Raw genomic sequence first — 24,873 nt, forward strand, 5'->3', positions numbered from 1 at the left:
TCTAAAATCATTAATTTTTGCATTCAGACTGTCACTGTTAATTGACCTGCTGCACCTAAACAAATCAGACATCCTCAAATCAGAGATCAGCGATTAATTTATTTCTTCACCAACGATGCGTCATACAATTTCTGATGTCTGATTTGATGATCTCTGATTTCTTCAGCACTAAGACGCTAATTAATTGCGAAGAACCTTCTTCTAAAATCATTAATTTTTGCATTCAGACTGTCACTGTTAATTGACCTGCTGCACCTAAACAAATCAGACATCCTCAAATCAGAGATCAGCGATTAATTGAACTGCTGCACTTAATCAAATCAGACTTCAGCAAATCAGACATCAGCGATCTCCTTTTATTTTTTCACCAACGATGCATCATACAATTTTTGATGCAAACTCTTCAAGCTGGCAGCTGGCATTTTGGTTACTTTTCTGTCATAAGTCATCAGGCCGTTTGTTTCAACTTCCACATCTGTTGTTTGGGTATACACAGCGGCAGACAATCCTTTGCGGATCAGATCAGGAAATTTGTCTACCATAGCGGAATATCTTTTCAACAAGTCGTCACTGTTTTTAAAAGTCTGGTAACCCCAGTTGTCCTTTTGCTGCCATGTGTGGCCTTCAACAGGTAAACCCAGTCCGCCGAACTCTCCTAATACAATTGCTCTTTTGCTTCCAAATAATACCGGATCCGGCATTGCGGGATCAGGATAGTTGTGCAGGTCTATGATATGTCCCACGTCATGAAAATTACCTCCACTTGCTGTGTTTACAACCCTTGAAGGATCTTTCTTCATGGTCCAGTTCACAATATCTTCCGTTTTAAATTGTCCCCATGCTTCATTGAAAGGTGTCCATACAATGATAGAGGGGAAGTTGTGTAATGCCTCCATGATAGCGTTCCACTCAGTGCGGTAGATGTTCTCTGATTCAGCAGTGCGGTCCTTATCAGTCGCTCGTCCTACTATAGCAGGTCTTGGTTCCCAACGATTGCCGAGGTCACCACTTGGCATGTCCTGCCAAACAAGCATCCCTTCTTTATCGCAGTAATAATACCAACGTGCAGGTTCCACTTTAACATGTTTACGGATCATGTTAAAGCCCATTTCTTTTGTCTTTACAATATCAAATTTCAAGGCCTCATCTGTTGGGGCAGTGTACAAGCCATCAGGCCACCAACCCTGATCCAGCGGGCCATATTGAAAAACAAATTCATTGTTCAGCAGCATTCTTTGAATACCATTTTTATCAACGCCAATGCTTGATTTGCGCATCGCGAAATAGCTTTTTACTTCATCCACCACTTTCCCGTTGCGGACAATTTGAACAGACAGATCATATAAGAACGGCTGTGCAGGTGACCAAAGTTTAGGACTGGAAATCTCCAGTTCTATATCGTTGCTGTTGCTGCTTTTTTCAACCAGTTTTTGTGCACCGTCAAACGCCGTAACTTTTATAAGATCGCCTTGCTGAAGGTTCTCTGTATTGGCTACAATATTTACTGTCTTTTTATCTATGTCGGGTGTTTGTACAGTTGATGAAATGTAAGTTGAAGGAACTGTTTCCATCCAAACAGTTTGCCAGATGCCGGTTACCGGTGTGTACCAGATCCCTTCCGGCTTCTTTACCTGTTTACCGCGAGGCTGAGGACCATCATCCGAAGGATCCCAAACACGCACACTTACTTCTTGTTGTGACCCTTTTTTAATTAACGATGTAATATCAAGCGTAAAAGGATCATATCCGCCTTTGTGACTGCCTGCAGGCTGGCCGTTCACAAACACGTCGCATAACCAATCTACCGCTCCAAAATGCAGCAATACTTTTTTATTCTTTACAGGTGAAATAGTCAGAGTTCTTTTGTACCAAAGCACACTATCTTTCCCCACTGTTTTTGCAACGCCTGACAAAGCAGATTCTACCGCATATGGCACGAGAATGTTACCATCAAACTTCGCAGGCATATTCTCCTGTTGTGCTTTTGGCTGAATAGCATATTGCCACAAACCATTAAGGTTTACCCACTCTGTTCTTGTCATCTGCGGACGAGGGTACTCAGGCAATGGCTTATCTGCTGTTACACTGGCCGACCATTCCGTTGTGATTTTACCTGGCGCAATGGCCCATTGTGCTTCGCTTTTAAGTAAGAGAAATGCGCTGACACATGTGAAGAAAAGACGTTTTTTCATATTTGCATTGTTATCTATTACAGACTTAAATTAAGGGTGAGGCATACAAACTTAACGATTGTAACAGTTAATCATGAAAAAAACAAAGGTCATGGTGTAACTGTGGCATCCTATGACCTTTGTCTTACTTAGAGCCTTTCGTCTACAAATCCAGCTTGGCTATCTGCGAGAAAAGCAAATGATCCTTATCCGCTATTTTCAGACCAATCCTGGCATAAACCGCTTTTTGATCAGCCATCTGAGTACCGTAGTTATTGTTAAGCGATGCTGGTACTTTTACTGAAAGATTGATGTTGTTAAAATCCGTTATGGATGATGCATCCAGTTCAGTAACGGCTACCTTATCTGCATCATCTACAAACGGTGTTCTGCTAATGTACAGAAATACTCTTTCGGCATTTTTTGCATTGGCGCCGGTAATGATCTGCTCCAACTTGAAACTTCCCGAAACTACGCTATCGACCTTGGACATACCAAACGCCGCATCTCTGATCATGTAATATGGAATCACTTCAATATCCATGTCCTTATTGCCATGCAGCGATAACGCTATAGTATCACGTGACAATGCAACGGATTCATTCATGATGAAAGGAATGTTATCTGCAGGGAACACAAGTTTGTATTCCCCGTTAAACAATTTAGCAGAAAAAGTTCCCTCCTGGCTGACCGGTACAGTAATGGGACCTGTTTTGCCCCATCCGCTTTCGCGCAGTTCGAAGCGAACCCTGTAGTTTGTTCTGTCCAGTGTGCGTTGAAAATTCAGCGCTTCTCCTTTATATACAATTTTCCCTGTGAGCATTGTTGCCGGCGCAGCGTAATTATCTTTTTTGCAGGAAACAATACCGGAACCCAACAATGCAAGCGCTACAGGTATGAATGCGATTTTCATAATTTGTTTTTTAGATTCTGATTACTGATTAGGGTTTCTTACGATTTTAGGATTGTTACTCATTACATCATCAGCCACGCTGGAGTAATAGTTGCCTATTCTGAAATTATGCCCCTGTTTAACTTTTGACAATTTCAGCACATCAAATGCCCACTTACCATCGTTTGGAGTGCCGGGGCTGTACACCTTGTAAGGACAAAAACCAAAGATCATTGTATTAGGCGTAGATGCTACCTTACCCAAATTGTCTAAAGGATTTGATCCATCGCCTTGCGGATAAGATTTGTAATCGTTGTAAGTATTTCTTCCATTGAAAATGCGATGCGCCAGTCTCCATCTTTTATAGTCATACACTTCATGACCTTCAAATGCAAATTCAACTTTACGTTCGTGAACGATGCGGTCAAACGTTACATCTGAAGCAGTTAAAGGAGTAGTAAGGCCGGCGCGGCCTCTAACCTGGTTAAGGTAGATAGCAGCAGTTGCGTTATCACCCAGTTCAAATGAAGCCTCTGCAGCGGTTAACAGAACTTCTGCATAACGGTAACGTACCCACCACACTTCACTGCGGGTACCTAACTGACCAGAACCCACAGTTGGATCAAGATACTTTCTCACCAGGAAACCAGTCTGTGCAGTTGCTGCTTCTTCATATACGGGACCATCTTTACCACATACCTGTACTGATTGTCCGCGTAGTGTTACAGACCTTGCATCCCTGTATCCCTGGATCAGTTTTGGACCGCTTCCGGTATCTACCAGCAAACCGCCCCATATTTCAACAGGTCTTCCCTTGAAGCTGCTACCTGGTAACAGGAAAGTTCCGGCAAGTCTTGCATCACGTCCGTTAAAAATATCACCCACTTTATCATAGTAGATATACTTACCATTCTTGTCTTTTGCGGCAAATGCTTCAAATGTGTTATCCAGTTTTTCGAATTGCAGTGCGAGATTCAGTGACGGATTTAGCTGACCGCCATTGCTTCCGTCTTCTGAACCTGAGAAAGGCTGGTTCTCGATGGTAAAACCAACTGTACTGAATTTCAGTTTGTAATCTTTCGCAAAGATCACTTCTGAGTTGTTGCTTTTATCCAGGAAAATGTTTGCAAAGTTGTCCGATAGATTGGATGATTTTGAATACAGGCTGTATCTGCCCCCATTAATAATCTCTTTTGCTGCATCTAAGGCAATTTTGTAATAAGCCAGCGCTTCAGATGCGCTAATGCCAACTTCTCCGCCAGCTGTTTTTTCTGTGGGAGTAACAGAGGAACCATATTTGGCAATGGATGCGGCGTACAAAGCAGCTCTTGACTTCATAGCCAGTGCGAGCCATTTAGTGGCGCGTGATTTTACTCCTGGATCATCGGGCAGCATTGTTTTAATCGTATCCATTTCTGAGATCACGAAATCATACATCTGTTTTTCAGTTGCTCTTGGATACTGCAGATATGTGGGATCTCCACTGAAATCGTACGTAAGCGGTTCTAAAATTAAAGGAACACCGCCCATGCGTTTAACATGCTCGAAGTATTCAAAGGCGCGCAGAAAACGTCCTTCTGCGAGATATGCTTTACGATCATCTGCGGACAGCTTATCCGCTTTCTGACATTTTTGAATGAAGAGATTTATCTCGCGGATAAATCCATAATCCCACATACGGAACCAGTCAAAAGGATAGTCATACTGATCAGTGCGCCATCCGTCATTCCAGGTAGAAGGATATGCTTCATCAAAATTGCAATATTCAATTGTGCTATTGGTGCTCCACTGGTCCGGCAAACGGCCATAAAGATCTGATAACAACGAGAGAACCATATCCGAGTGTTCCCAAATCTGCTCGTCACTAAGAACAGCATTGGGTTTAACATCCAGAAAATCCTTATCCTTTACGCAACCGATGGCTGCCACGGAAAGGAATGCTATTACTATATATTTTTTCATTTTACTTGTTATTTGAATTAACAAACACACATTTTCGTTAGAAAGTAAGGTTTACACCTATGTTAAAGTAACTGCTCTGAGGATAGTCTAAACCATTGTCTGCATTTACCTCCGCATCAACGCCATACTTCCTCAAATTATCCAGTGACAACAGGTTGTAAGCATTGGCATAAAAACGGGCTTTTTGCAGTTTTACCTTGTTGATAAGGTTTGCCGGAAGATTATAGCCGATTTCAATTGTTCTCAATCTCAGGTAATGAACATTCTTCAGCCAGAAGGTTGAGTTAATGTTGTAATCGCTATGTTGCCTTGAGCTTGAAGGGTTATACCTCATTGCCGGATATTTCCCGATCACCCAGGCACTCTTTGGATCGTAAGGATCTACTCTGTAAGAACGGCCATCAAATATTTCTTTATTCAATGCACCTTCGTTCTGGAATGGCGCTCTTATTTCCCAGTTAACATTGTAAGAAGACATTCCGCCGCCTGAGAACTGCGCTGTAAAGTCAAATCCTTTATACGCTGCACCAAGATTAAACCCATAGTACAGAATCGGATTTTTTCCGGTTCCCCAACCTATCGGACGCATATCATAATCATTGATCACACCATCACCATTTTCATCTTTGTATTTAAGGTCACCAGGTAATAAAGTAGTGTTGCCTTTTCCATCGATGTCAACAGCATATTGGCTGATCTCATCCTGGCTTTTGAACTGACCGATTGCAGTATATCCCCAGAAAAGATTATCCCATCTGTACGCACTTCCATTGCGGTAATGATCCAGTGAATTATCAAACACTGGTTTGTATTGGTATTCAATTTTTCTCCTGGAGATGGATACGTTACCACCAACTCTAAACACAAAGTCTCTTCCGACTGAGCCATTGTAGTTGATAGCGAATTCACCACCCACATTAGCGTCACTGTTGATGTTCTCATCAGGCAGTGAATATCCAAGTTCGCTTGGCATTAATACGTCATACTTGCGACCGCGAAGACCTGTACGTTTTCTTTTGAAAAACTCCAGACTACCGGTGACCTTGTTATTCAGGAATGCGTAATCAAGACCAACGTTGCTGATTTCACTAATGTACCATGAGATATTCGTGATAGGCACACCTTTGTCCCTGCTTCCAATAATTGTGTTGTTGTTACGGATCAGTCCACCGGTTGAAGGATTGTAGCTATCCAGGATGTTTGTGGATACATTGTAGTTATAACCATATCTCCAGTCATAAGGACCAACGCCATTGTCATCATCACCCAGACGTCCCCATGATCCACGAAGTTTCAATTCATTCAGTGAAATGGTGTTTGCCCATTTCATAAAGAAGTCTTCCTGTGTCAATCTCCATCCTGCAGAAACAGACGGGAAGTTGCCCCATCGGTGGTCAGGAGAAAATTTCCATGAACCATCACGACGTGCAGCTAACTCGACATAGTATTTATTGGCATAATTATAGCTCACACGTCCAATGTAACCTATACGTGCAGACCAGTCATCAGCATCATTGTAAGTGTCCATTGTGTTAAAATAAATAAGCGGTAATACATTGGTTGTAGGAACGGCGTGTACCCACGTGTCAAGTTCTCTCCTCTTTATTCTTTCATTAACGAATGTTGCAGCAATACTGTGCTTACCGAAGGTTCTGTTATAGCTTGCCTGCAACTGTATTGTTGGAGATAAGTTTTTATGTGTACCTCTTTCTCTCCAGGGGTTAGTGCTTCCGCCTGTGCGGATGTACTGATCGTTAGATTTATCATACGTATAGAAATCGAGCGTATACTCGTGACCATTCATTACTTTATCCGCGTAGAAATAAGAGAATAAACCATTAACAGATAATCCTTTTATCGGAGTTTTCCATTCGGCGGTTAAATTGCCCTGTAACACGCGCCAGTCTTCGCGCCAGTAACCGGAAACAGATTTCTTTTGATATGCCCAGTTTTCATTGGCATGGTTTCCAAGGTCTGCGATATAATCAGGATTGTCGTTTGCGTATGGACGCTCGGTAGGCCTAAGCTTTAAGATAGCAAAACGGGCTTCCCAGTAGTCATCACCACCGGGAACACCAGGCTGATCGCGGGTTTCAACGCGACCGTTAATCTGTGCGCCGATCTTAAAGCTGTTTGTAATTCTCGCATCAATGTTGCTTTGAATGTTAGTACGTTCAAAAGTAAACTCCCTGCCAAGAACTGAATATTGTTTAAGATGCGTGATAGATGTGTAATAGTTGATCTTGTCCGATCCGCCGGTAAAACTCAAACCAAGGTTAGTCAGTGGCGCATTCTTCTTTACAATGAAATCATACCAGTCGAAGCTTTTATAACCGTCTTCAGTCCCGGCTTTCCATTTCTCCAACTCTTCTTTGGCCATGGGCGTTCTTCCTTCATTTACATCAGCTTCAACTTTACCTAATTGCCACTCATAGGCATTGGTACCTTTAGGAAATCTTGTCCAGTTTTGCCAGCCTGTATAAGCATCTAAGTTCACCGAATTGCGCGTACCCAATTTACCACGCTTGGTAGTTACCACCACAACTCCATTTGCGGCCCTTACACCGTAAATGGCTGCTGATGCGTCTTTCAGCACGGTAATAGATTCTATATCTGTAGGAGCGATATTGTTGAACTGACCTTCATCCTGTTGTATACCATCAATAACGTACAAAGGCGTTCCATAGTTACGGATTTGAACACTTGCGCCACTTCCGGGGCGACCATCTACCTGCCTGAAGCTTACACCAGGTATTTTACCGGCAAGTGCTGTACTTACTGTAGATCCGCCATGCGCGTTTTCTATGTCTTTACTTGTAACAGTAGAAATCGCACCGGTTATAGCTTCTTTCTTTTTTGTACCATAACCAACCACAACTACATCCTGTAATGTAGAAGCAGCGGTTTTCAGGCGAACATTTATTGTAGTCTTGTCATTTACCGGCTGTTCTTCCAGCGTATAGGCTACATGCGAAAAAACAAGAATGCTTTTATTATCTGCAACATGAATGGTGTATTCACCCTGCTCATCTGTTACAGTTCCGTTATTTGTATTTTTTTCCTGCACGCTTACATTGCTCAATGGCTTGCCGGATTCATCTGTAACGGTTCCGGTGATTGTTGTTGGCTTTTTGTAAGCAGCGTGGTAAAATTCAATAAAATCGGCTGCCGTCATTTCCTGGCTGACTGCCGTTGTATTAATTTTTTCTTCCAGTAGAACAATGGTATTATCTTTTACGATATACTTTAAATGGGTATTGTTCAATAATAGCTCGAGCGTATTCAATACTGAGCGCTTTGCTTTGGGAAGAATGATCCTGTCGTAACCTGAAATTTGAGACTCAACAAATGCAAACCTGAATGAGGTTTGTGCCTCAATTTGTTTCAACCCAGCCTTAAGAGATTCTCCTTCAAGACCAATGGTAACTTTTGTTGTTTCCAGCTTTTGAGCGTTACCAGCTTCAGCCAGAAGAGTTTGGGAACTAAGTAAAAAAATGGAAACGACCATGCATGTCAGTCTTGTAAAGCCCGGCCATTTTCGTGGTGCAATCGCTTTGGCAAGCGTACAAAAATCTTTCCATTGGGTAAGAAATTTCATACCTTTAATTGTTTTGAATGTTAATTGAATATTTAAAACCGGCTACTTTAAATGCGACTTAAAGTAGCCTTCTTTTAGCCCTTTGTAATTACAATGCCTTATTCACAACCCTTACCGTCTATTACAATCGTAGAATCTTCAGACATTTTCCATGAGCAAGATGTTAACGTGCAAATGATATCCAGCGATTCTTCAATTGATTTACTACTGAAGTCACCGGTAAATTTGCACTTAGCAAGTTTTTCATTTTTTAGCTGCAAGTCTTTTCCATAGTAATTGCTCATAATCTGAGCGGCTTCTCCAAAAGTTATATCGTCAAAAATCAAAGCTTCGGTTTTCCATTCAACCACCTTTTTTATATCCGCTTTAGAAGCGGTTGTAGTCATGGTGTTTTTATCCACTGACAGTTGATCGCCCGGCAAAAGCACGCCCAACGGCTGTTTGCTTTTGTCATTACCCACCTGCACCTTTCCCCTTGCAACAGTTACAAAAACCCTTGGCTGATCAGGGTATGCTTTTACATTAAACGCTGTACCGAGCACTTTTGTACTTATGTCTCCTGTATGAACAATGAAAGGTTTTCCCTCAATATGCCTTACATCAAAATAGGCTTCACCTTTTAAAAAGACGTCGCGCGTACCTTTTGCCAGGTTCTCGGAAAATTCAAGTTTGCTGCCCGCATGAAGCGTAACGGTTGACCCGTCCGGCAGTGTCATTATGCGATGACGCAGAGACGAGTCTTGCTGCCTGACACTTGCCAGTGTTGGCTTTTGGTTGAAAGAGTTTCTATATAAAAACAGGGTTGCAGCAACGCATACTAATATTGAGGCGGCTACTGCCCATCGTTTGATCAATGTTTTTTTTGAAATAGAAGGCGTATAAGTGAAATCACTCAGGTCCATTTTTTTTTCCTGCAGGCGATCATATAACTTATCCCACTCTACATCTTTTGCGGCATTGTAGTTTTCATCTTTATCATCCCACAGGTTTTGAAGATCAACAGAAATAAGATCATTCTCAGAAAGTTCATTCATCAACTGCCAGAACTCCGTCAACTCATCAGGCGTGCAGGTATTGTTCAGGTATTTTTGAAGAAGGTATTTTAATCTTAACGGATTCGACGACATATGGCAGCTTTACGCAATAGAGACGACGGAAGGAAGCTGGGAGTACTAATGGAAGAGATAATTTTTTTTCAGACAGCTCGTCGGAAGGGATAATTGAAAGTTGAAAGTGGAAAATTCTGCTTATTTGCAAAAGCCGAATTATTAACAAGTGAGCTACGCTTCTACAGAAAATTATTTGCTGCAGTCAGGGGCTCTATGCTTCATTTTCAATTTTCCACTTTCAATTATCAATTAAAAAGCTAATTCGATTTAGTTCAAAAACAAAAATAAGGGGATTAGTAAGGTACTTGTCTCATGATGCATGATGACATCTTTCATATGCCTTAAGGTATCAGATATTGTATTACGCACGGTGTTGCGTGAAAGATTAAGTTTCTGTGCTATCTCTTCATGTGTTAAGCCTTCTACCCTGCTCAGGGTAAAAACAATGCGTCGTTGAGGAGACAGTTTCTTTATAGCATTATGAAATATTTCATCAGACTCTTTGGATAGCACCTGATGATCTGCAGCACTTTCCTGCGCCATTTCAATCTCCTGCCTGATCATTTTCTGCAAAGCGTTGTTGCGCGACGCAATGCGGAAATAATCCAGTGCTTTGTTATGCGCAACTTTACGAAGGAACGCGTCGAGGTTATGGATATCCTGGATCAGCTCTCTTCCCATCCAAAGTTTCACAAAAACGTCAATAACAATCTCTTCGGAAATTTCTCTTGATTTGGTAATTCGAAAAAGGTAATTGTAGAGTTTCTCTCTGTGCATCTCAAAAATGCGTTTGAAAGCGGTTTCATCGCCTTCGGCAACAAGCTTCAGTAAATTGTATTCCTCGTTCATAAATGTAAACGTTTACACCGCCACGGATTGCTCATAATTCCTGTCAAGGGTCACATTTATTACCTATAATTAACATCTTATCCTAACAAGCAATTCGGTCAATTTTGGTATAAAAACACGCAATCGTTTGCACAATATTATTTATTTATTCGCTTCACACAAAATTATTTTTTAGAACTCAATGCTATCAGGCAACTTGGTATCTTCGGGATATGTATAATTTGCCTTACTATAAAGCCGCTGACAAGCAAGATGTGATTGCGTTTATGCGCGAACATCCATTTATAACGCTTTGCGGTGTTGATGCCAACAATAAACCTGTAGCAACCCATATACCTGTATTAATAAGCGAACGTGATGAAAAGATATTTTTGAATGCCCATGTGATGCGCAAACAGGATCATACAATTGCTTTTGATACCAATAAAAGTGTATTGGCAATTTTTACCGGCCCGCACACTTATGTAAGTGCCTCCTGGTATGAAACAAAAAATGTAGGAAGTACCTGGAACTACCAGGTTGTTCATGCACATGGCACTTTGCGTTTTCTCGAAAAAGATGAGCTGAGGCAAATTCTGACAAGGCTTACAGATAAATTCGAAAACAATCCCCACTCCCCCGCATTGGTAAAACACATGACGGAAGATTACATGCAGGATATGATGAGTGCCATTATCGCCCTGGAAATAGAAGTAACTGACATCCGGCATGTTTTTAAATTGAGCCAGAACAGGGATGAAAAGTCATTTAATAGTATCGTAGATCATCTCTCTTCTTCGGAAAATGCAGAAGCCAGGGCTGTCGCAGACGCAATGACGAAGGAGAAGTCAAAAGTAAAAGGTCAAAAGTAAAAAGGCTCCGGAGAAATTAACCTGTTTCAATTCAGGGCGACTTTTTTTGACTTTTCCTGCCCGACGGTCAGGCGGGGAATTTTTACTTTTACTTTTGAATTTTGATTTTCTTTGCATCCATGAACATTCAACAACTCATTGAACAGATCCGGCAGAAGAAAAACTACCTCTGCGTGGGACTGGACACGGACATTACCAAGCTTCCTGCTCATTTAGCCGCTCGCCCCGATGCGGTTTTTGAATTTAATAAAGCGATTATTGACGCCACAAAGGACCATTGTGTTTCTTACAAGCTAAATACTGCCTTCTATGAATCACAAGGCTTAAAAGGTTGGGAAGCAATGGAAAAAACGCTCCATTATATTCCTTCTACACATTTTACCATTGCTGATGCAAAGCGTGGGGATATAGGCAATACTTCGTCCCAATATGCCAAAACCTTTTTCGAAGTGCTGCCTTTTGATTCTGTTACGGTGGCTCCTTATATGGGTGAGGACAGTGTTCGCCCTTTCCTGGAATACGAAAACAAAGTGACCATTGTGCTCGGACTTACCTCTAACAAAGGCAGCAACGATTTTCAATATTTGAAACTGGAACAGTCATCAACTTACCTTTTTGAAGAAGTGCTGACCAAAGTTGCTTCCTGGGGTACACCGGGTAACCTGATGTTTGTAGCCGGCGCCACACAAGCTTCTCAGCTCGCAACTATAAGGAACATTATCCCGGATAATTTTTTGCTGGTGCCAGGTGTTGGCGCGCAAGGCGGCAGCCTTGAAGAAGTAAGCAAATATGGATTGAATAAAAATGCCGGATTGCTGGTAAATGCGAGCCGCGCGATCATCTTTGCTTCGCCGGGAGAGGATTTTGCTGAGAAGGCAGGTGTTGTTGCTAAGGAGTATGCGGAGGAAATGAGAAGCTATTTGGGCGTTTAAACCACGGAGGCACAACGAAAGAACGAAACACAGCGAATTTGGGCCACGAAGGCAGAAAGACACAAAGGGGCACAAAGATAATTCATAAGATTTTTTAAGAGCGCTAGCGCGCTGAAGAACACAAATACACCCATAATCGTTGCGTCGTTGCCTCTTTGCGAACGTCGCGTGAAACTGAAACAAATAGGAAAAGCCATTGCTGACTAATAATCTGCAATGGCTTTTTTATTTGCTTCGATAAACGTATTACGTAAAACTTATAACGTACAACTTCAAAACCTACTTCTTCATCTCCTTTGCCCACGCATCTTTCAGCGTAACGGTTCTGTTGAATACCATTTTTTCCTCACTGGTGTCTTTATCCAATGTAAAATATCCTTTGCGCAGGAATTGATAGCGCTCATCAAATTTGGCGGTCTTCAACGAAGGTTCTGCATAAGCATTATTTACCGTTACCAACGATTCCGGATTTATGTAATCTCTGAAATCGCCATCTTCTGAAGCCGGATCTTCTATTTGGAACAACCTGTCGTACTGTCTTACTTCTACTGTTATTGCATGCTGAACACTTACCCAGTGCAATGTTCCTTTAACTTTTATTGTAGACTGATCATGACCGCTTTTGCTTTCCGGCAAATAGGTACAGTGTATTTCAGTAACGTAACCATGCTCATCCTTGATCACTTCATCACATTTAATGATATAAGCACTTTTCAGGCGGACCATTTGTCCGGGTGCAAGACGGAAATATTTCTTGGGAGGATTTTCCATGAAATCCTCTCTCTCGATATACAACTCGCGGCTAAAAGGAATTTCGCGGTGTGTTGTCTCAGGATCTTCCGGATTGTTCTCGCTTTGCATCATTTCCACCAGGCCTTCCTCATAGTTGGTTAAAACCACCTTCACAGGATCAAACACAACCATTCTTCTTTGTGCAATCTTGTTCAAATGTTCTCTCACACAAAATTCAAGCAAACCAAGATCAGCTGAATTCTCTCTTTTTGCTATGCCTATCCTGTCGCAAAAATCACGTACACTCTCAGAAGTAAAGCCTCTTCTCCGCAAGCCAGCAATGGTTGGCATACGCGGGTCATCCCATCCCGTAACATATTTTTCATTTACAAGCTGTAACAATTTTCGCTTACTGGTTACAGTATAATTGAGGTTTCTGCGTGCAAATTCATATTGATGAGACGGATATATTTCCAGTTTTTCAATTAACCAATCGTATAGTTCGCGGTGCGGAACAAACTCCAGCGTGCAAATGGAATGCGTTACTTTTTCAATAGAATCGCTTTGTCCGTGCGCAAAATCATACATCGGGTAGATGCACCATGCATCTCCGGTTCTGTGATGATGGGCATGTTTAATTCGGTATAAAACAGGATCGCGCATCAGCATGTTGGCGTGTGCCATATCTATCTTCGCCCTTAACGTGCGGCTGCCGTCCGGAAATTCACCGTTCTTCATTCGGGCAAATAAATCCAGGTTCTCTTCAGTGCCGCGATCACGGAAAGGACTGTTTTTACCCGGTTCTGTTGGCGTTCCTTTCATTTGCGCCATCTCTTCAGATGTTGAATCGTCAACATAGGCCAATCCCTTCGAAATCAGTTTAACGGCGTATTCATATAAGGTTGCAAAGTAATCAGATGCGTACAGTTCATTTTTCCATTCAAAACCAAGCCAGCGTACATCGTCTTTAATGCTTTCCACGTATTCGGTGTCTTCTGTAACAGGGTTTGTATCATCAAAACGCAGGTTGGTATAGCCGCCGTATTTTTGTGTTAGTCCAAAGTTCAGACAAATGCTGGTTGCATGGCCTATATGTAAATATCCATTTGGTTCAGGAGGAAAACGGGTAACTATATCTTTGTATTTACCGCTCTTTAAATCTTCTTCAATGATTTCTTCTAAAAAATTCAAACTCTTTTCTTCGCTCATGCTTTGCTTTTTGAAGGACGACAAAAATAAGGAATCAATCCGTAGCGCATTGGTTTATTTACCCTAAAGTCAGCAGCGCAGGCAGCAACGCTGCGTGATCGCACAAAAAAGCCGTCGATAAAATACCGGCAATACGATATTTCCCAACGGCTGTTTTTTATAATTCTCTTTGAAGAGAGGGGTCCGCTTCTACCGGTTTTTCTACCACCTGGTAACCTTTACCCTGTTCATCATTGATCTCTTTATAGTAGGTGTTATCCGGCGCTACAAAATAAGCCTCTCCGTTTACGGTTACAGATTTGCTGCCGTCGGGCAATTTATCGTAAACGTCACCAATGTTTGGTGCCGTCTGCTGCTTTTCCTGGGGTTGGGATGGTGCTGGTGTATTGTTGATCTTCCCATTCTTTCCGACAACTGTATAAACGGTTTTGCCCTTTTCATTTACATCCCTGCGATAATAAGTTCCATTCAGCTCGTAAAAGGTTTCGCCATTTACAACCACTTTTCGCGCCTGATGTGGCAATGAATTAACTACAGCTCCCATCGGGGGATCAACAACTCTGTATGAACGGTCGGCATTCTGCATGTAATAAATGCCATTCAGGTAAAAGAACATGGATGGCCCCATATAAAATGTTGAGTAGCCATAAGGAAGATATCCAATGCTGATACCAACCGGCGGGAAAACCATATTAAAATAACCGCCGTAAGGCCTGTACCAGTAACCGCCACCGAACGTATATGAAATACCCGCGTAGGGAACAACCATATGCGGACCAGCTATTACTGTAACTCTTGCCGGAGGGTAATACACTCTCGGAACAGGGGCAACATAAACGCGTGGTGCCGGTGCCACATAAACTCTCGGCGAATAATAGTATCTGGGTCCCACGTACACGTGTCGTTGCGCCATTGAAACTTCGCTAATGAATAATAGGCCTAAAATCAATAATATGTATCGCATAAGTAATGCTTTAATTGATTAACCGATTTGACGTTTCAAGAACGTAAATGTGCAATGCAAGCTTATTAAAAAATTCTTAAAATCAGTAAATGAGCCATGTTTAACGATCAAATTCTTTGATAATTCCTTATCATTTCTTTTAGTCTTTTTTTGCAACATAGGGTGTAAATTTGTTGCTCCAATTACCCCAAAAAGATCATTCTCTAAAACCATCCACCAACTGACTATAAAAATATTTTCAATGATGTTTTGTCATTGATAAACTTGTACTTTTTGCAGCCAAGGGATTTGCATCCCCAGTGCAGGGCTCCTTATGTTTCCCAATTAGGAGCCCATTTTTTTTAGCTTTCAGCAATCAGCTTTTAGCTTTCAGCTATGTTCAATCGCATTTTTTTGTTCTTACTAATAAACGAGATCCTCATAGGCGCTTTGCAACTCGTTATAAGCATGTTGGTCTTTGGCATTTTTTGCTGCGCTCATCCCCTTTTCGTACCATTCAATTGCCTGCTCTCTTTCGCCACTTCTTTCCAGGAGTTTTGCAAGGTGATAGTAAGATCCAATGTAGTCGGGAAATTCTTCGAGTATTGCAATAAATAATTCCTTTGCTTTTGCTTCCTCACCGGTTTTGATATACTCTAATGCCAGTGCATGTCTTAAAAAATTGTCCTTGCCGTTTGTCGCAAGCATCTCCTGTATGCGTTCAATCCTGTTCATAAATCAAAAGTAATGACGTTTTGAGAATCGCGGATGTCTGATTTGAAGATGTCTGATTTTAGTTGAACACGCTAAGTCTATCTCGCGAAGGGCATTTTTACTTTTGACTTTTGACTTGTCCTGCCCGATGGTCAGGCGGGGACTTTTCACTTGTTAGCCTTAAATTAACCCACCTTAAACAAAGTTGCATAAACAACTTTTATTATCTTAGCGAACATTAAAATTGCTATTATGAAAATATTGGTTTGTATAAGCAAGACACCAGATACAACTTCCAAAATTGCATTTAAAGATAACAATACAAAGTTTGAAGAAGCGGGCGTTCAATGGATCATTAATCCGTATGACGAATGGTACTCATTGGTAAGGGCGATTGAACTGAAAGAAAAAGATCCCTCCGTTATAATACACCTGGTTACTGTTGGCACTGCCGATGCAGAACCGGTTATCCGCAAAGCATTGGCGCTTGGTGGTGATGAAGCCATCCGGATCAACGCAACCAGCGATGACAGTTTTTATGTAGGATCCCAAATTGCAGAAATTGCAAAACAAGGCGGATATGATCTGATCTTTACCGGCAAAGAAACCATTGATTATAACGGCTCGGCCATAGGCGGAATTATTGCCGAGTTACTTGATGTTCCGTACGTTTCATTGGCAACGAAATTTGATTTGAACGGTGACGTTGCTACAGTAACACGCGAGATTGATGGCGGCGAAGAAGTTGCCGAAATTAAACTCCCGCTTGTTGTAAGTTGTGCCAAAGGAGTTGCGGAACAACGCATTCCCAATATGCGCGGAATTATGGCTGCAAGAACAAAACCATTGAAAGCAGTTGAACCTGCAGCCGTGGATGCATTAACAACCATCGCCAGTTATGAATTACCACCGGCCAAAGCTGGCGTAAAATTAATTCCGGCTGATAATGTTGCCGAACTTGTAAGACTGTTACACGAAGAAGCAAAGGTTATCTAAACTTCGCATTCTCGGAAAGCGACAATCAAATTTTTTCACTTTTTCAAATTTCAACAATGTCAGTTTTAGTATACATAGATCACTCAGATGGCCACATAAAAAAATCTTCGTTTGAAGCGCTTAGTTACGGAGCAGCAGTTGCAAAACAACTGGGTTTACCCGCAGAAGCCTTATTGCTTGGAACAGTTACAGACGATTTAAGTGCACTTGGCAAATATGGCGTTGCTACTATTCAACAGGTAAATAATGATAGTCTTAATCACCTGGATGCTCAGGTTCAAACGAAGGTAATAGCCGAAGCGGTACAATCAACCGGCGCTACAATTGTTGTATTCTCCCACAATCAAACAGGAAAGGCGCTGGCGCCGAGAGTCGCCGCCAGCCTAAAAGCAGGCTTGGTGACCGGAGCAGTTGCATTGCCGGACACATCTTCCGGATTTGTTGTGAAGAAATCTGTTTTCAGTGGTAAAGCTTTTGCGAACGTTAACATTACGTCTCCTGTAAAAGTGATCTCGTTAAATCCTAACAGTTATAAAACAGTAGCGGGCGACGACAAGCCAGCCTCCGTTAATCTGCTAAATATCGCAGTTGAAGATTCCAGGGTAAAAGTTACTGCTGTGAATAAAGTAAAAGGTGAAGTGCCGTTGACCGAAGCCGACATTGTTGTAAGTGGTGGCCGTGGTTTAAAAGGACCGGAGAACTGGGGCATTGTGGAAGACCTTGCGCATGCATTGCATGCTGCAACCGCGTGTAGCCGTCCGGTTGCTGACAGTCATTGGAGGCCGCATCACGAACATGTTGGACAAACCGGCATCCAGATAGCACCAAACTTATATATAGCGATTGGTATTTCCGGGGCTATTCAACATCTTGCCGGAGTAAACCGCAGCAAACATATCGTAGTAATCAACAAAGATCCTGAAGCACCATTTTTTAAAGCAGCGGATTATGGCATAGTTGGCGACGCTTTTGACGTTGTGCCGAAATTGACGGAGGAGATAAAGAAAATCAGACAGTAGTAGTTGTAGATCGCTGATGTCTGATTTAAGATCTCTGATATGAAGATGTCTGATCGCTGATTTAAGAACCGCTGATTTCTGATTTGAAGATGTCTGATCTGGACATGTCTGATTTTTGAGATGCAACGATATAATTACGCTCCGCAACATTTATATTTATAGAAAAGCCGTTTGAATCAGTGTTTCAAACGGCTTTTTGAATGTAATCTTATATCGAGCCTGCTTATAACTTAAAAGCTTTACAGTTCAGTGAACCTGCCTGCACTAAAACAAATCAGCGTTCCTTAGATCAGCGATCAGACATCGTCACATCAGGCATCAGCGATCTTCCTAAAACTCTTCCCCGTCACCATTCATATGAATAGAATCCAACAGGTTTTTATATTTCCCATATTTCTTGCTTACCTCTTTAGGTTGCTTATTGTCATTGAGATACAGGTCATCTCCTTTCCATTCAATTTTGTATTCTTTTTTAGTATCGATCAGACCGTCTTTTTCAAGTTCCGAAACAAAAGTCTTTAATTCTTTTACATGCGCTTTTGCTTTTTCAATGCCAACTTTAGCCTGCTCCATACCTTTTTTAACCTGTACAGAAATGTCCTGCATATTTATATTATTCTTTAGCTCTATATCCTGCACATTTTTCAACGCAGCCTGCACTTGTGCCTGGATCGCTTTGGTATCAATTTGAGCTATTGCCTGTTTTGCTTCTACCATAGCTTTGTCTACATCTACCTTCATTTTATCCCAGTCAACTTTTTTCATTTGTTCTTCCGCATTCTTTAAAGCAACCTGCACATCTGCATTTATTTTTTGCATATCAACCTGTGCCATCGCCTTTTTTATCTGGATATTAATGCTATCCATATTTATATTTTTCATTTGAACATCCAGATCATCCAGGTTTATGTTGAGGTTGCCCATCGCCTTGTCCACCTCTTCCATATCTTTATTGGTCAGGTATTTCTTTCTTTTTGTGGTGTCTTCATAGTTGCTGTAGCCGGGTTTCTTTTCTTTTACCGGTTCTTTCTTTTGCCAGGCAATAGATACAATGCCAATGGTTATAAGTGAAGCTATGCCTATTAACACGGGGAGATTGAAGCTCTTTTTCATGTTTTTACGATTTGAATAAACTATTTACGAATCATTTCGTAACAAACATACGACAATATTCGTAATTCAAACAAACCGCCTGTCATTTTTTAATGGAGAATGGAAAATTGACGATTGAAAATGAAAAATGTCGGATTTCTGATTTGAAGATGTCTGATTTGGTTTGAGTGCAAAATCTCCAGAAAAGCGACCTGACATACATTGAATTAAGGATTACACAAAATAATGTCAACCCCTGCCCATCCGGTCAGGCGGGCTTCGGTTTTAGATACAGGTGTGTACTCCATTCTATAATAATTCCATCCCTCCGGGATTTTGTTGACCCAATAAAATTTAAAAGTATAATTTCCGATTTGAGGACGTTGGTTAATTGGATTTGGTTTGAATACGAGATGTTAGAAAGATCGACCTGACGCGCGTGTAGAATTTGCACATTCGCATATTTACCCATTTGCACATCCTCATTGTCAATTTTCAACTGTCAATTATCAATTTATCCCAGCCATTTTGCGACGCCGCACTCCTCCAACCTTTACTTATCTTCGCTGACAAACATTCAATTAAATGGAAACGGTTGCTAAAAAAGGTCTGGTTACAACAACATTACTGGAGCAATTCAAAGGAATTGTTGGCGAACAGTATGTGTTTGCCGACGAAGAAAGCCTTGAACATTATGGCCACGATGAAACAGAACGGATCTTGTTTTTGCCGGAGGTTGTACTTAAACCCCGCACTACTCAAGAGATAAGCGATATTATGCGCCTTTGCAATGAACATCTTGTACCGGTGACACCGCGCGGTGCGGGCACGGGCTTAAGTGGTGGCGCTATTCCGCATTTAGGTGGTGTATTACTTTCAACAGAAAGATTAAACGCTATTATTGATATTGATGAACGCAACCTGCAGGTTACAACCGAACCGGGCGTTATTACGGAAGTACTACAGGAATCAGTGAAAGCCAAAGGCCTGTTTTATCCTCCCGACCCAAGCAGCAGAGGATCCTGTTTTATAGGTGGAAATATCGCGGAAAACAGTGGCGGTCCTAAAGCTGTAAAATATGGCGTTGTAAAGGATTATGTATTGAATCTTGAAGTGGTTCTTCCAACGGGCGAGATCATTTGGACCGGTGCCAATGTTTTGAAAAACTCCACCGGCTATAACCTTACCCAACTAATGGTAGGAAGTGAGGGTACATTAGGAATTGTAACTAAAATTGTGCTTAAGCTTATTCCTTTTCCCAAATACGATCTGTTGATGCTGGTTCCGTTCAAGTCACTGGAGAAAGCAAGCGAAGCTGTAAGTGCCATCTTCCGTGCCGGCTTTACGCCAAGCGCCCTGGAGCTGATTGAAATTGATGCTTTACAGATCACCAGCCGTATGCTTGATAGCTACGCAGTGCCCATACCGGACGATATAGCTGCACATCTGATCATAGAAGTTGATGGTAACAATATGGAAGTGCTGATGCAGGAAATGGAAGCCATCTCTGAACTATTGCAACAATTTGAAGCCGAAGACGTTTTCTTTGCTGATGACGCGCAACAAAAGGCTGAATTGTGGAAGCTTCGCCGTCGCGTGGCTGAAGCGGTTAAAACTGTTGGCTATACCATTGAAGAAGATGCTGTAGTTCCAAGAGCTGAATTACCTAAACTTATACATGGCGTTAAAGAACTGGGTAAGCAGTTTGATTTTCATGCAGTATGCTATGGACATGCGGGCGATGGAAATTTGCACATCCGCATTAAAAAAGAAGGTATCCCTAACAGTTATAAAAATGCAGAGATGCAAAACATTTTGCGTGAATTATTCCTACTGGTAAAAAGCATGGGTGGTACAATCAGCGGTGAGCATGGTATAGGTCTGATTCAGAAAGATTTTATGGATATCGTATTCAACGAGAATAATTTGGCATTGATGCGGTCAATCAAGCGGGTGTTCGATCCTAACAATATTTTAAATGCCGGAAAAATATTTGACCTTAATTAATTCTTTTAGTTTGTGTAAACTTTATGCTATGGTAAAAAGAATGGTATGTTTAGCCCTGGGGTTGTTTGTTACAGCATTTGCTTTTTCACAACAGGTACCGCAAACCTACCAGGAGCCTGAGCAAGGATTTGATAAAAGCAGGCTGTTTTTAGGTGGAAGTATCGCTTTAGGATTTTCAAGCGGAAGTTTTAATATCGGCGCAAATCCCGAGATCGGCTATAGCGTTACCGACTGGCTGGATGCGGGCATTGGTATTAATCTGAACTATTTTAGTCTTAACGCAGATTATAACTACGGCGTAACACAACATAGCTTTAACTACGGGCTTGGCCCTTTTGTGCGGGCTTATCCGTTGAATTTTTTATTCGTGCAGGCGCAGTTAGAGCAAAACTGGATGCATTACAATCTTAAAGATGTTAATACGGGTCAAACAAGTGAGTTCACCACAAATGCACCCAGCGTATTGTTGGGTTTGGGATATTCACAGAGACTGGTAGGACAGGCCAATTATTACATGGCACTGTTGTTTGATGTAAACGACAACCCGAATTCACCCTACCGGGATGGATACAATCATGCCATCCCGATCATCAGGGCCGGTTTCAATATTTATCTTAATAAAGGACATCGAAAATAGCATCGGGCGTATTGCAGACCAGGATAGATTCCCGGAGATCACTGTAAAGAAATCCTTCCAGGTACATTGTATTAATATGTTGCAATAAAGAATTATAATATCCTGCTGAATTCAGCAGGATTATTTTTTTGTCGTGGATATTCAAGGTATTCCAGGTGATCATTTCAAACATTTCATCAAGAGTACCCGTTCCTCCAGGCAGAACAACAGCCGCATCACACAGATCATACATCATTCTTTTCCTGGTATGCATGTCCGGCACAGTATGTAGTTCAGAAAGTTTCTGATGTTGTTGTTCCCAGCTTATTAAGATCTCAGGCATAACACCTATAACGTAACCGCCATTATGTAACACACCGTCTGCTACTGCCCCCATCAATCCCTTATTGCCTCCACCATAAACCAGCCTCACATCATTTTCTGCAATCAGTCTTCCCAATTCTCTTGCATGCTGTTCGTACAAAGGGCTATTTCCGTTCCTTGATCCGCAGAACACGGCTAATGATTTATACATCTGTGCTTTTTTTTGTAAATATCTGTGATTCGGAGCTATCAGCTGTCAGCTATCAGCTATCAGCGGTGGGGTGTCAGGTATCAGGTAACAGGCTTGAGGTTTGAGGTTTGAGGCGTGAGGAATGAAATTCGCAATTCTGCGCTGGCTATCTTTCTGTTTTGTACTTCAAGCTTTATACCTCATCCCTCCGCTTCACGCCTTAAGCCTCACAATTCATTCATCAAAAGACATCAAAGCTCTTTCCTTCCATCAATCTATCCTCACACCTTACACCTTACACCTTATACCTCATACCTGAAACCTGATACCTGAAACCTGGCACCTAAAAGCTCATAGCTCGCCCCTCCCCCTTATATTTGCTTCATGTCTGCTACATTATTACTAACATTCGTCGTTTTATACTTTCTCATATTATTAGGTGTCGCGTGGTACACCAGCCGTAACAGCAATAACGAGTCATTCTTCATCGGCAACCGCAACAGCAACTGGATGCTTGTTGCTTTTGGCATGATCGGCACGTCGCTAAGCGGTGTAACATTTGTAAGTGTTCCAGGCACGGTAGGACCGGCTGGCTTTACCTATTTCCAGGTGGTCATCGGTTATTTTATCGGCTACTTCATAGTAGCGTACGTGCTGCTGCCTCTATACTACCGGCTGAACCTCACATCTATTTATACCTATCTGCACGACAGGTTCGGCATGACTTCCTATAAAACAGGTGCACTCTTTTTTATTATCTCAAGAATACTGGGAGCTACGGCCCGCCTGTACCTGGTAATCAATGTACTGCAGATCTTTATACTGGACGACCTGCATGTACCCTTTTCAGTAACAGCTTTTATTATTCTTGCAATGATACTGCTGTACACTTTTGAAGGCGGCGTTAAAACCATTGTTTTTACCGATACCTTACAAACAACTTTCATGCTGCTTGGTTTAGTCGTTTGTGTGATTTATATAATGAATAACATGCATTTCTCCTTTTCCGAAAGTATGCATGCGCTTTCTGAAAAACAATTCACCAGAATGATCAACAGTACGCCCAACAGTGCAGGATTCTGGATGAAGCAGGTGATTGGCGGCGCATTTATCACTATTGGCATGACTGGTCTTGACCAGGAAATGATGCAAAAGAACATCAGCGTTAAGAACCTGAAGGATTCCCAGAAAAATATGATCACCTTCAGTTTTATACTGGTGCTGGTGAACTTTCTGTTCTTATTGCTCGGCGGATTGCTATACCTGTTTGCAGAGAAAAATGGTATTGGCGTTAAAGGTGATGACTTATTTCCGACAATAGCTTTAAATCATGTACCCGGAGCGATATCCATCATTTTCATTATTGCGTTAATATCCGCGTTGTTCCCGAGTGCCGACGGAGCGTTAACAGCCCTTACATCATGTTTCTGTATCGACATCATCGGATTAAAAAGAAGAACAGACTGGAATGAGCAACAAAAGAAAAGGGTTCGCTTAACGGTGCACGTTACATTCGCCATTATCTTCTTTTTGTTGATCTTGATGTTTAAGGCGATCGACAATAAATCTATCATTGATATTATTTTGAAAGTCGCGGGCTTTACGTATGGACCTTTATTGGGCTTGTTCTTTTTTGGCATTCTTTCTAAACGAAAGATTGATGATAGCAAAGCTATATGGATCTGTCTGCTCGCGCCGCTTCTTATTCTTGGAATCGACTTTATCAATAACATTGAATGGTATAGCAAGCAACTAAAACTGGACGAAAGCACCATAAACAGTATTTCATCTTTTTCACAATCAATATTCGGCAAATTCAAAATTGGTTACGAATTGCTGATCTATAACGGTCTGCTCACTTATGCAGGCTTATTCCTCATTTCTAAAAAAGAGCAATGATGGAAATGTTCAGTCCTTTGCTAAACGATTACTCGGAGCGTTTTACGACCGCTCACGACCGTGTTTTGCAGCAAATTCACGATGAGGCCATGCAAAGCCATGCGCATGCCCACATGCTAAGCACGCATGTACAGGGCAAGTTCCTGGAAATGGTGAGTACGATCATGCGTCCGAAATATATACTGGAAATAGGCACATTTGTAGGATACAGCGCAATTTGCCTGGCAAAAGGCTTGCAGGAAGACGGTGAACTCCATACTTTAGAGCTTAGGGAGACCGACGCGGCCACGGCTAAAGCAAATTTTCATCGCGTGGATTTGGATAAAAAGATACATTTGCACGTCGGCAATGCATTGGATATTATTCCAACCCTTGATATTCAATGGGATCTGGTTTTCATCGATGCCGATAAAATAAGCTATACACAATACTACGAACTGGTTTTACCACGTTTAAGTGACAGGGGAATGATTATTGCTGATAATGTGCTGTTTCATGGCGAAGTGCTGGAAGAGCCCGTAAAAGGTAAAAGCGCTAAAGCAATACAGGCATTTAATCAGCACGTGATGGATGATGAAAGATCAGAACAGGTTTTAGTTACGATGAGAGATGGACTGCTGCTTATAAGAAAAAAACATAATTAAAACCTGGATAAACCCGCTGGCAACGCGGGTGGCATCCGCCAATAGTAAAACAATTATCCACGGAAGACCGTAGTAAAATGATCGGCAAAATAAGATCAGCTATCTAACGAACATCTTCCGGCTT

At 41.7% G+C, this 24,873-nt stretch carries 19 protein-coding genes; 8 read left to right on the forward strand and 11 right to left on the reverse strand.

The annotated features are described in order from the left end of the window. Nucleotides 1-356: 356 nt before the first annotated feature. The 6 genes from QTN47_RS08940 to QTN47_RS08965 all read right to left on the reverse strand — a co-directional run bounded on the left by QTN47_RS08940 (nucleotide 357) and on the right by QTN47_RS08965 (nucleotide 10,581). Complete coding sequence (locus QTN47_RS08940) at nucleotides 357-2,192, reverse strand: glycoside hydrolase family 2 protein (RefSeq protein ID WP_369329010.1); 1,836 nt, start codon at nucleotides 2,190-2,192, stop codon at nucleotides 357-359. Nucleotides 2,193-2,334: 142 nt separating this feature from the next. After that, nucleotides 2,335-3,084, reverse strand: coding sequence for a DUF3823 domain-containing protein (locus QTN47_RS08945; protein WP_369329011.1), 750 nt, complete (start codon nucleotides 3,082-3,084; stop codon nucleotides 2,335-2,337). A gap of 21 nt (nucleotides 3,085-3,105) precedes the next feature. Then, nucleotides 3,106-5,025 carry a RagB/SusD family nutrient uptake outer membrane protein gene (locus QTN47_RS08950; RefSeq protein WP_369329012.1) on the reverse strand — a complete coding sequence of 640 codons (1,920 nt, stop codon included), beginning with the start codon at nucleotides 5,023-5,025 and terminating at the stop codon, nucleotides 3,106-3,108. A gap of 37 nt (nucleotides 5,026-5,062) precedes the next feature. Then, the gene (locus QTN47_RS08955; RefSeq protein WP_369329013.1) at nucleotides 5,063-8,623 is read right to left on the reverse strand and encodes a SusC/RagA family TonB-linked outer membrane protein; all 3,561 of its coding nucleotides are present in this window, start codon (nucleotides 8,621-8,623) and stop codon (nucleotides 5,063-5,065) included. Nucleotides 8,624-8,721: 98 nt separating this feature from the next. Next, nucleotides 8,722-9,750: a FecR family protein gene (locus tag QTN47_RS08960; protein ID WP_369329014.1), complete on the reverse strand. Its 1,029-nt coding sequence runs from the start codon at nucleotides 9,748-9,750 to the stop codon at nucleotides 8,722-8,724. Nucleotides 9,751-9,999: 249 nt separating this feature from the next. Beyond that, on the reverse strand, nucleotides 10,000-10,581 hold the full coding sequence (locus QTN47_RS08965) for an RNA polymerase sigma factor (protein WP_369329015.1): 582 nt from the start codon (nucleotides 10,579-10,581) through the stop codon (nucleotides 10,000-10,002). Between the two features lie 212 nt (nucleotides 10,582-10,793). On the opposite strand from QTN47_RS08965, the gene QTN47_RS08970 reads away from it, so the two are divergent. Continuing rightward, entirely contained in the window at nucleotides 10,794-11,432 is a 639-nt protein-coding gene (locus QTN47_RS08970) for an FMN-binding negative transcriptional regulator (RefSeq protein ID WP_369329016.1), read from the forward strand. Between the two features lie 119 nt (nucleotides 11,433-11,551). Next, complete coding sequence (pyrF, locus tag QTN47_RS08975; RefSeq protein ID WP_369329017.1) at nucleotides 11,552-12,364, forward strand: orotidine-5'-phosphate decarboxylase; 813 nt, start codon at nucleotides 11,552-11,554, stop codon at nucleotides 12,362-12,364. Between the two features lie 279 nt (nucleotides 12,365-12,643). On the opposite strand, the gene QTN47_RS08980 is transcribed toward pyrF, so the two are convergent. The 3 genes from QTN47_RS08980 to QTN47_RS08990 all read right to left on the reverse strand — a co-directional run bounded on the left by QTN47_RS08980 (nucleotide 12,644) and on the right by QTN47_RS08990 (nucleotide 15,983). Then, complete coding sequence (locus QTN47_RS08980; protein WP_369329018.1) at nucleotides 12,644-14,305, reverse strand: glutamine--tRNA ligase/YqeY domain fusion protein; 1,662 nt, start codon at nucleotides 14,303-14,305, stop codon at nucleotides 12,644-12,646. A gap of 157 nt (nucleotides 14,306-14,462) precedes the next feature. Next, nucleotides 14,463-15,269 (reverse strand): DUF6515 family protein, encoded by an 807-nt coding sequence (locus tag QTN47_RS08985; protein WP_369329019.1) that lies wholly within the window; start codon nucleotides 15,267-15,269, stop codon nucleotides 14,463-14,465. A gap of 402 nt (nucleotides 15,270-15,671) precedes the next feature. After that, nucleotides 15,672-15,983, reverse strand: coding sequence for a tetratricopeptide repeat protein (locus QTN47_RS08990; RefSeq protein WP_369329020.1), 312 nt, complete (start codon nucleotides 15,981-15,983; stop codon nucleotides 15,672-15,674). 231 nt (nucleotides 15,984-16,214) lie between these two features. Here QTN47_RS08990 and QTN47_RS08995 point away from each other — a divergent pair, with 231 nt between their 5' ends. Together QTN47_RS08995 and QTN47_RS09000 are read left to right on the forward strand one after the other, a co-directional pair. Next, a complete protein-coding gene (locus tag QTN47_RS08995; protein WP_369329021.1) occupies nucleotides 16,215-16,958 on the forward strand; it encodes an electron transfer flavoprotein subunit beta/FixA family protein in 744 nt (247 codons plus the stop codon). A gap of 56 nt (nucleotides 16,959-17,014) precedes the next feature. After that, nucleotides 17,015-17,977 (forward strand): electron transfer flavoprotein subunit alpha/FixB family protein, encoded by a 963-nt coding sequence (locus QTN47_RS09000; RefSeq protein ID WP_369329022.1) that lies wholly within the window; start codon nucleotides 17,015-17,017, stop codon nucleotides 17,975-17,977. Nucleotides 17,978-18,307: 330 nt separating this feature from the next. Here the strand turns inward: QTN47_RS09000 and QTN47_RS09005 are convergent, their stop codons facing one another. Then, nucleotides 18,308-19,090, reverse strand: coding sequence for a hypothetical protein (locus tag QTN47_RS09005; RefSeq protein WP_369329023.1), 783 nt, complete (start codon nucleotides 19,088-19,090; stop codon nucleotides 18,308-18,310). 564 nt (nucleotides 19,091-19,654) lie between these two features. On the opposite strand from QTN47_RS09005, the gene QTN47_RS09010 reads away from it, so the two are divergent. Both QTN47_RS09010 and QTN47_RS09015 read left to right on the forward strand, forming a co-directional pair. Beyond that, nucleotides 19,655-21,076, forward strand: a complete 1,422-nt coding sequence (locus QTN47_RS09010) for an FAD-binding oxidoreductase (RefSeq protein ID WP_369329024.1) — start codon at nucleotides 19,655-19,657, stop codon at nucleotides 21,074-21,076. Nucleotides 21,077-21,104: 28 nt separating this feature from the next. After that, nucleotides 21,105-21,713: a hypothetical protein gene (locus QTN47_RS09015; RefSeq protein ID WP_369329025.1), complete on the forward strand. Its 609-nt coding sequence runs from the start codon at nucleotides 21,105-21,107 to the stop codon at nucleotides 21,711-21,713. Here the strand turns inward: QTN47_RS09015 and QTN47_RS09020 are convergent. Further along, nucleotides 21,691-22,227, reverse strand: a complete 537-nt coding sequence (locus tag QTN47_RS09020) for an LOG family protein (protein ID WP_369329026.1) — start codon at nucleotides 22,225-22,227, stop codon at nucleotides 21,691-21,693. The two genes, QTN47_RS09015 and QTN47_RS09020, sit on opposite strands and share 23 nt — an antisense overlap. Before the next feature lie 363 nt (nucleotides 22,228-22,590). Here QTN47_RS09020 and QTN47_RS09025 point away from each other — a divergent pair, with 363 nt between their 5' ends. After that, nucleotides 22,591-24,105 (forward strand): sodium:solute symporter, encoded by a 1,515-nt coding sequence (locus tag QTN47_RS09025; RefSeq protein WP_369329027.1) that lies wholly within the window; start codon nucleotides 22,591-22,593, stop codon nucleotides 24,103-24,105. Beyond that, nucleotides 24,102-24,749, forward strand: coding sequence for an O-methyltransferase (locus QTN47_RS09030; protein ID WP_369329028.1), 648 nt, complete (start codon nucleotides 24,102-24,104; stop codon nucleotides 24,747-24,749). The genes QTN47_RS09025 and QTN47_RS09030 overlap by 4 nt, the downstream gene beginning before the upstream one ends. The last annotated feature ends 124 nt before the right edge of the window (nucleotides 24,750-24,873 follow it).

This window comes from Danxiaibacter flavus (assembly GCF_041060425.1).
Lineage (GTDB): Bacteria > Bacteroidota > Bacteroidia > Chitinophagales > Chitinophagaceae > Danxiaibacter > Danxiaibacter flavus.

Excerpts from the sequence above, each read along its gene's own strand:
- QTN47_RS08940 (WP_369329010.1), bottom strand. The coding sequence starts at position 2,192 with ATGAAAAAACGTCTTTTCTTCACATGTGTCAGCGCATTTCTCTTACTT.
- QTN47_RS08945 (WP_369329011.1), bottom strand. The coding sequence starts at position 3,084 with ATGAAAATCGCATTCATACCTGTAGCGCTTGCATTGTTGGGTTCCGGT.
- QTN47_RS08950 (WP_369329012.1), bottom strand. The coding sequence starts at position 5,025 with ATGAAAAAATATATAGTAATAGCATTCCTTTCCGTGGCAGCCATCGGT.
- QTN47_RS08955 (WP_369329013.1), bottom strand. The coding sequence starts at position 8,623 with ATGAAATTTCTTACCCAATGGAAAGATTTTTGTACGCTTGCCAAAGCG.
- QTN47_RS08960 (WP_369329014.1), bottom strand. The coding sequence starts at position 9,750 with ATGTCGTCGAATCCGTTAAGATTAAAATACCTTCTTCAAAAATACCTG.
- QTN47_RS08965 (WP_369329015.1), bottom strand. The coding sequence starts at position 10,581 with ATGAACGAGGAATACAATTTACTGAAGCTTGTTGCCGAAGGCGATGAA.
- QTN47_RS08970 (WP_369329016.1), top strand. The coding sequence starts at position 10,794 with ATGTATAATTTGCCTTACTATAAAGCCGCTGACAAGCAAGATGTGATT.
- pyrF (WP_369329017.1), top strand. The coding sequence starts at position 11,552 with ATGAACATTCAACAACTCATTGAACAGATCCGGCAGAAGAAAAACTAC.
- QTN47_RS08980 (WP_369329018.1), bottom strand. The coding sequence starts at position 14,305 with ATGAGCGAAGAAAAGAGTTTGAATTTTTTAGAAGAAATCATTGAAGAA.
- QTN47_RS08985 (WP_369329019.1), bottom strand. The coding sequence starts at position 15,269 with ATGCGATACATATTATTGATTTTAGGCCTATTATTCATTAGCGAAGTT.
- QTN47_RS08990 (WP_369329020.1), bottom strand. The coding sequence starts at position 15,983 with ATGAACAGGATTGAACGCATACAGGAGATGCTTGCGACAAACGGCAAG.
- QTN47_RS08995 (WP_369329021.1), top strand. The coding sequence starts at position 16,215 with ATGAAAATATTGGTTTGTATAAGCAAGACACCAGATACAACTTCCAAA.
- QTN47_RS09000 (WP_369329022.1), top strand. The coding sequence starts at position 17,015 with ATGTCAGTTTTAGTATACATAGATCACTCAGATGGCCACATAAAAAAA.
- QTN47_RS09005 (WP_369329023.1), bottom strand. The coding sequence starts at position 19,090 with ATGAAAAAGAGCTTCAATCTCCCCGTGTTAATAGGCATAGCTTCACTT.
- QTN47_RS09010 (WP_369329024.1), top strand. The coding sequence starts at position 19,655 with ATGGAAACGGTTGCTAAAAAAGGTCTGGTTACAACAACATTACTGGAG.
- QTN47_RS09015 (WP_369329025.1), top strand. The coding sequence starts at position 21,105 with ATGGTAAAAAGAATGGTATGTTTAGCCCTGGGGTTGTTTGTTACAGCA.
- QTN47_RS09020 (WP_369329026.1), bottom strand. The coding sequence starts at position 22,227 with ATGTATAAATCATTAGCCGTGTTCTGCGGATCAAGGAACGGAAATAGC.
- QTN47_RS09025 (WP_369329027.1), top strand. The coding sequence starts at position 22,591 with ATGTCTGCTACATTATTACTAACATTCGTCGTTTTATACTTTCTCATA.
- QTN47_RS09030 (WP_369329028.1), top strand. The coding sequence starts at position 24,102 with ATGATGGAAATGTTCAGTCCTTTGCTAAACGATTACTCGGAGCGTTTT.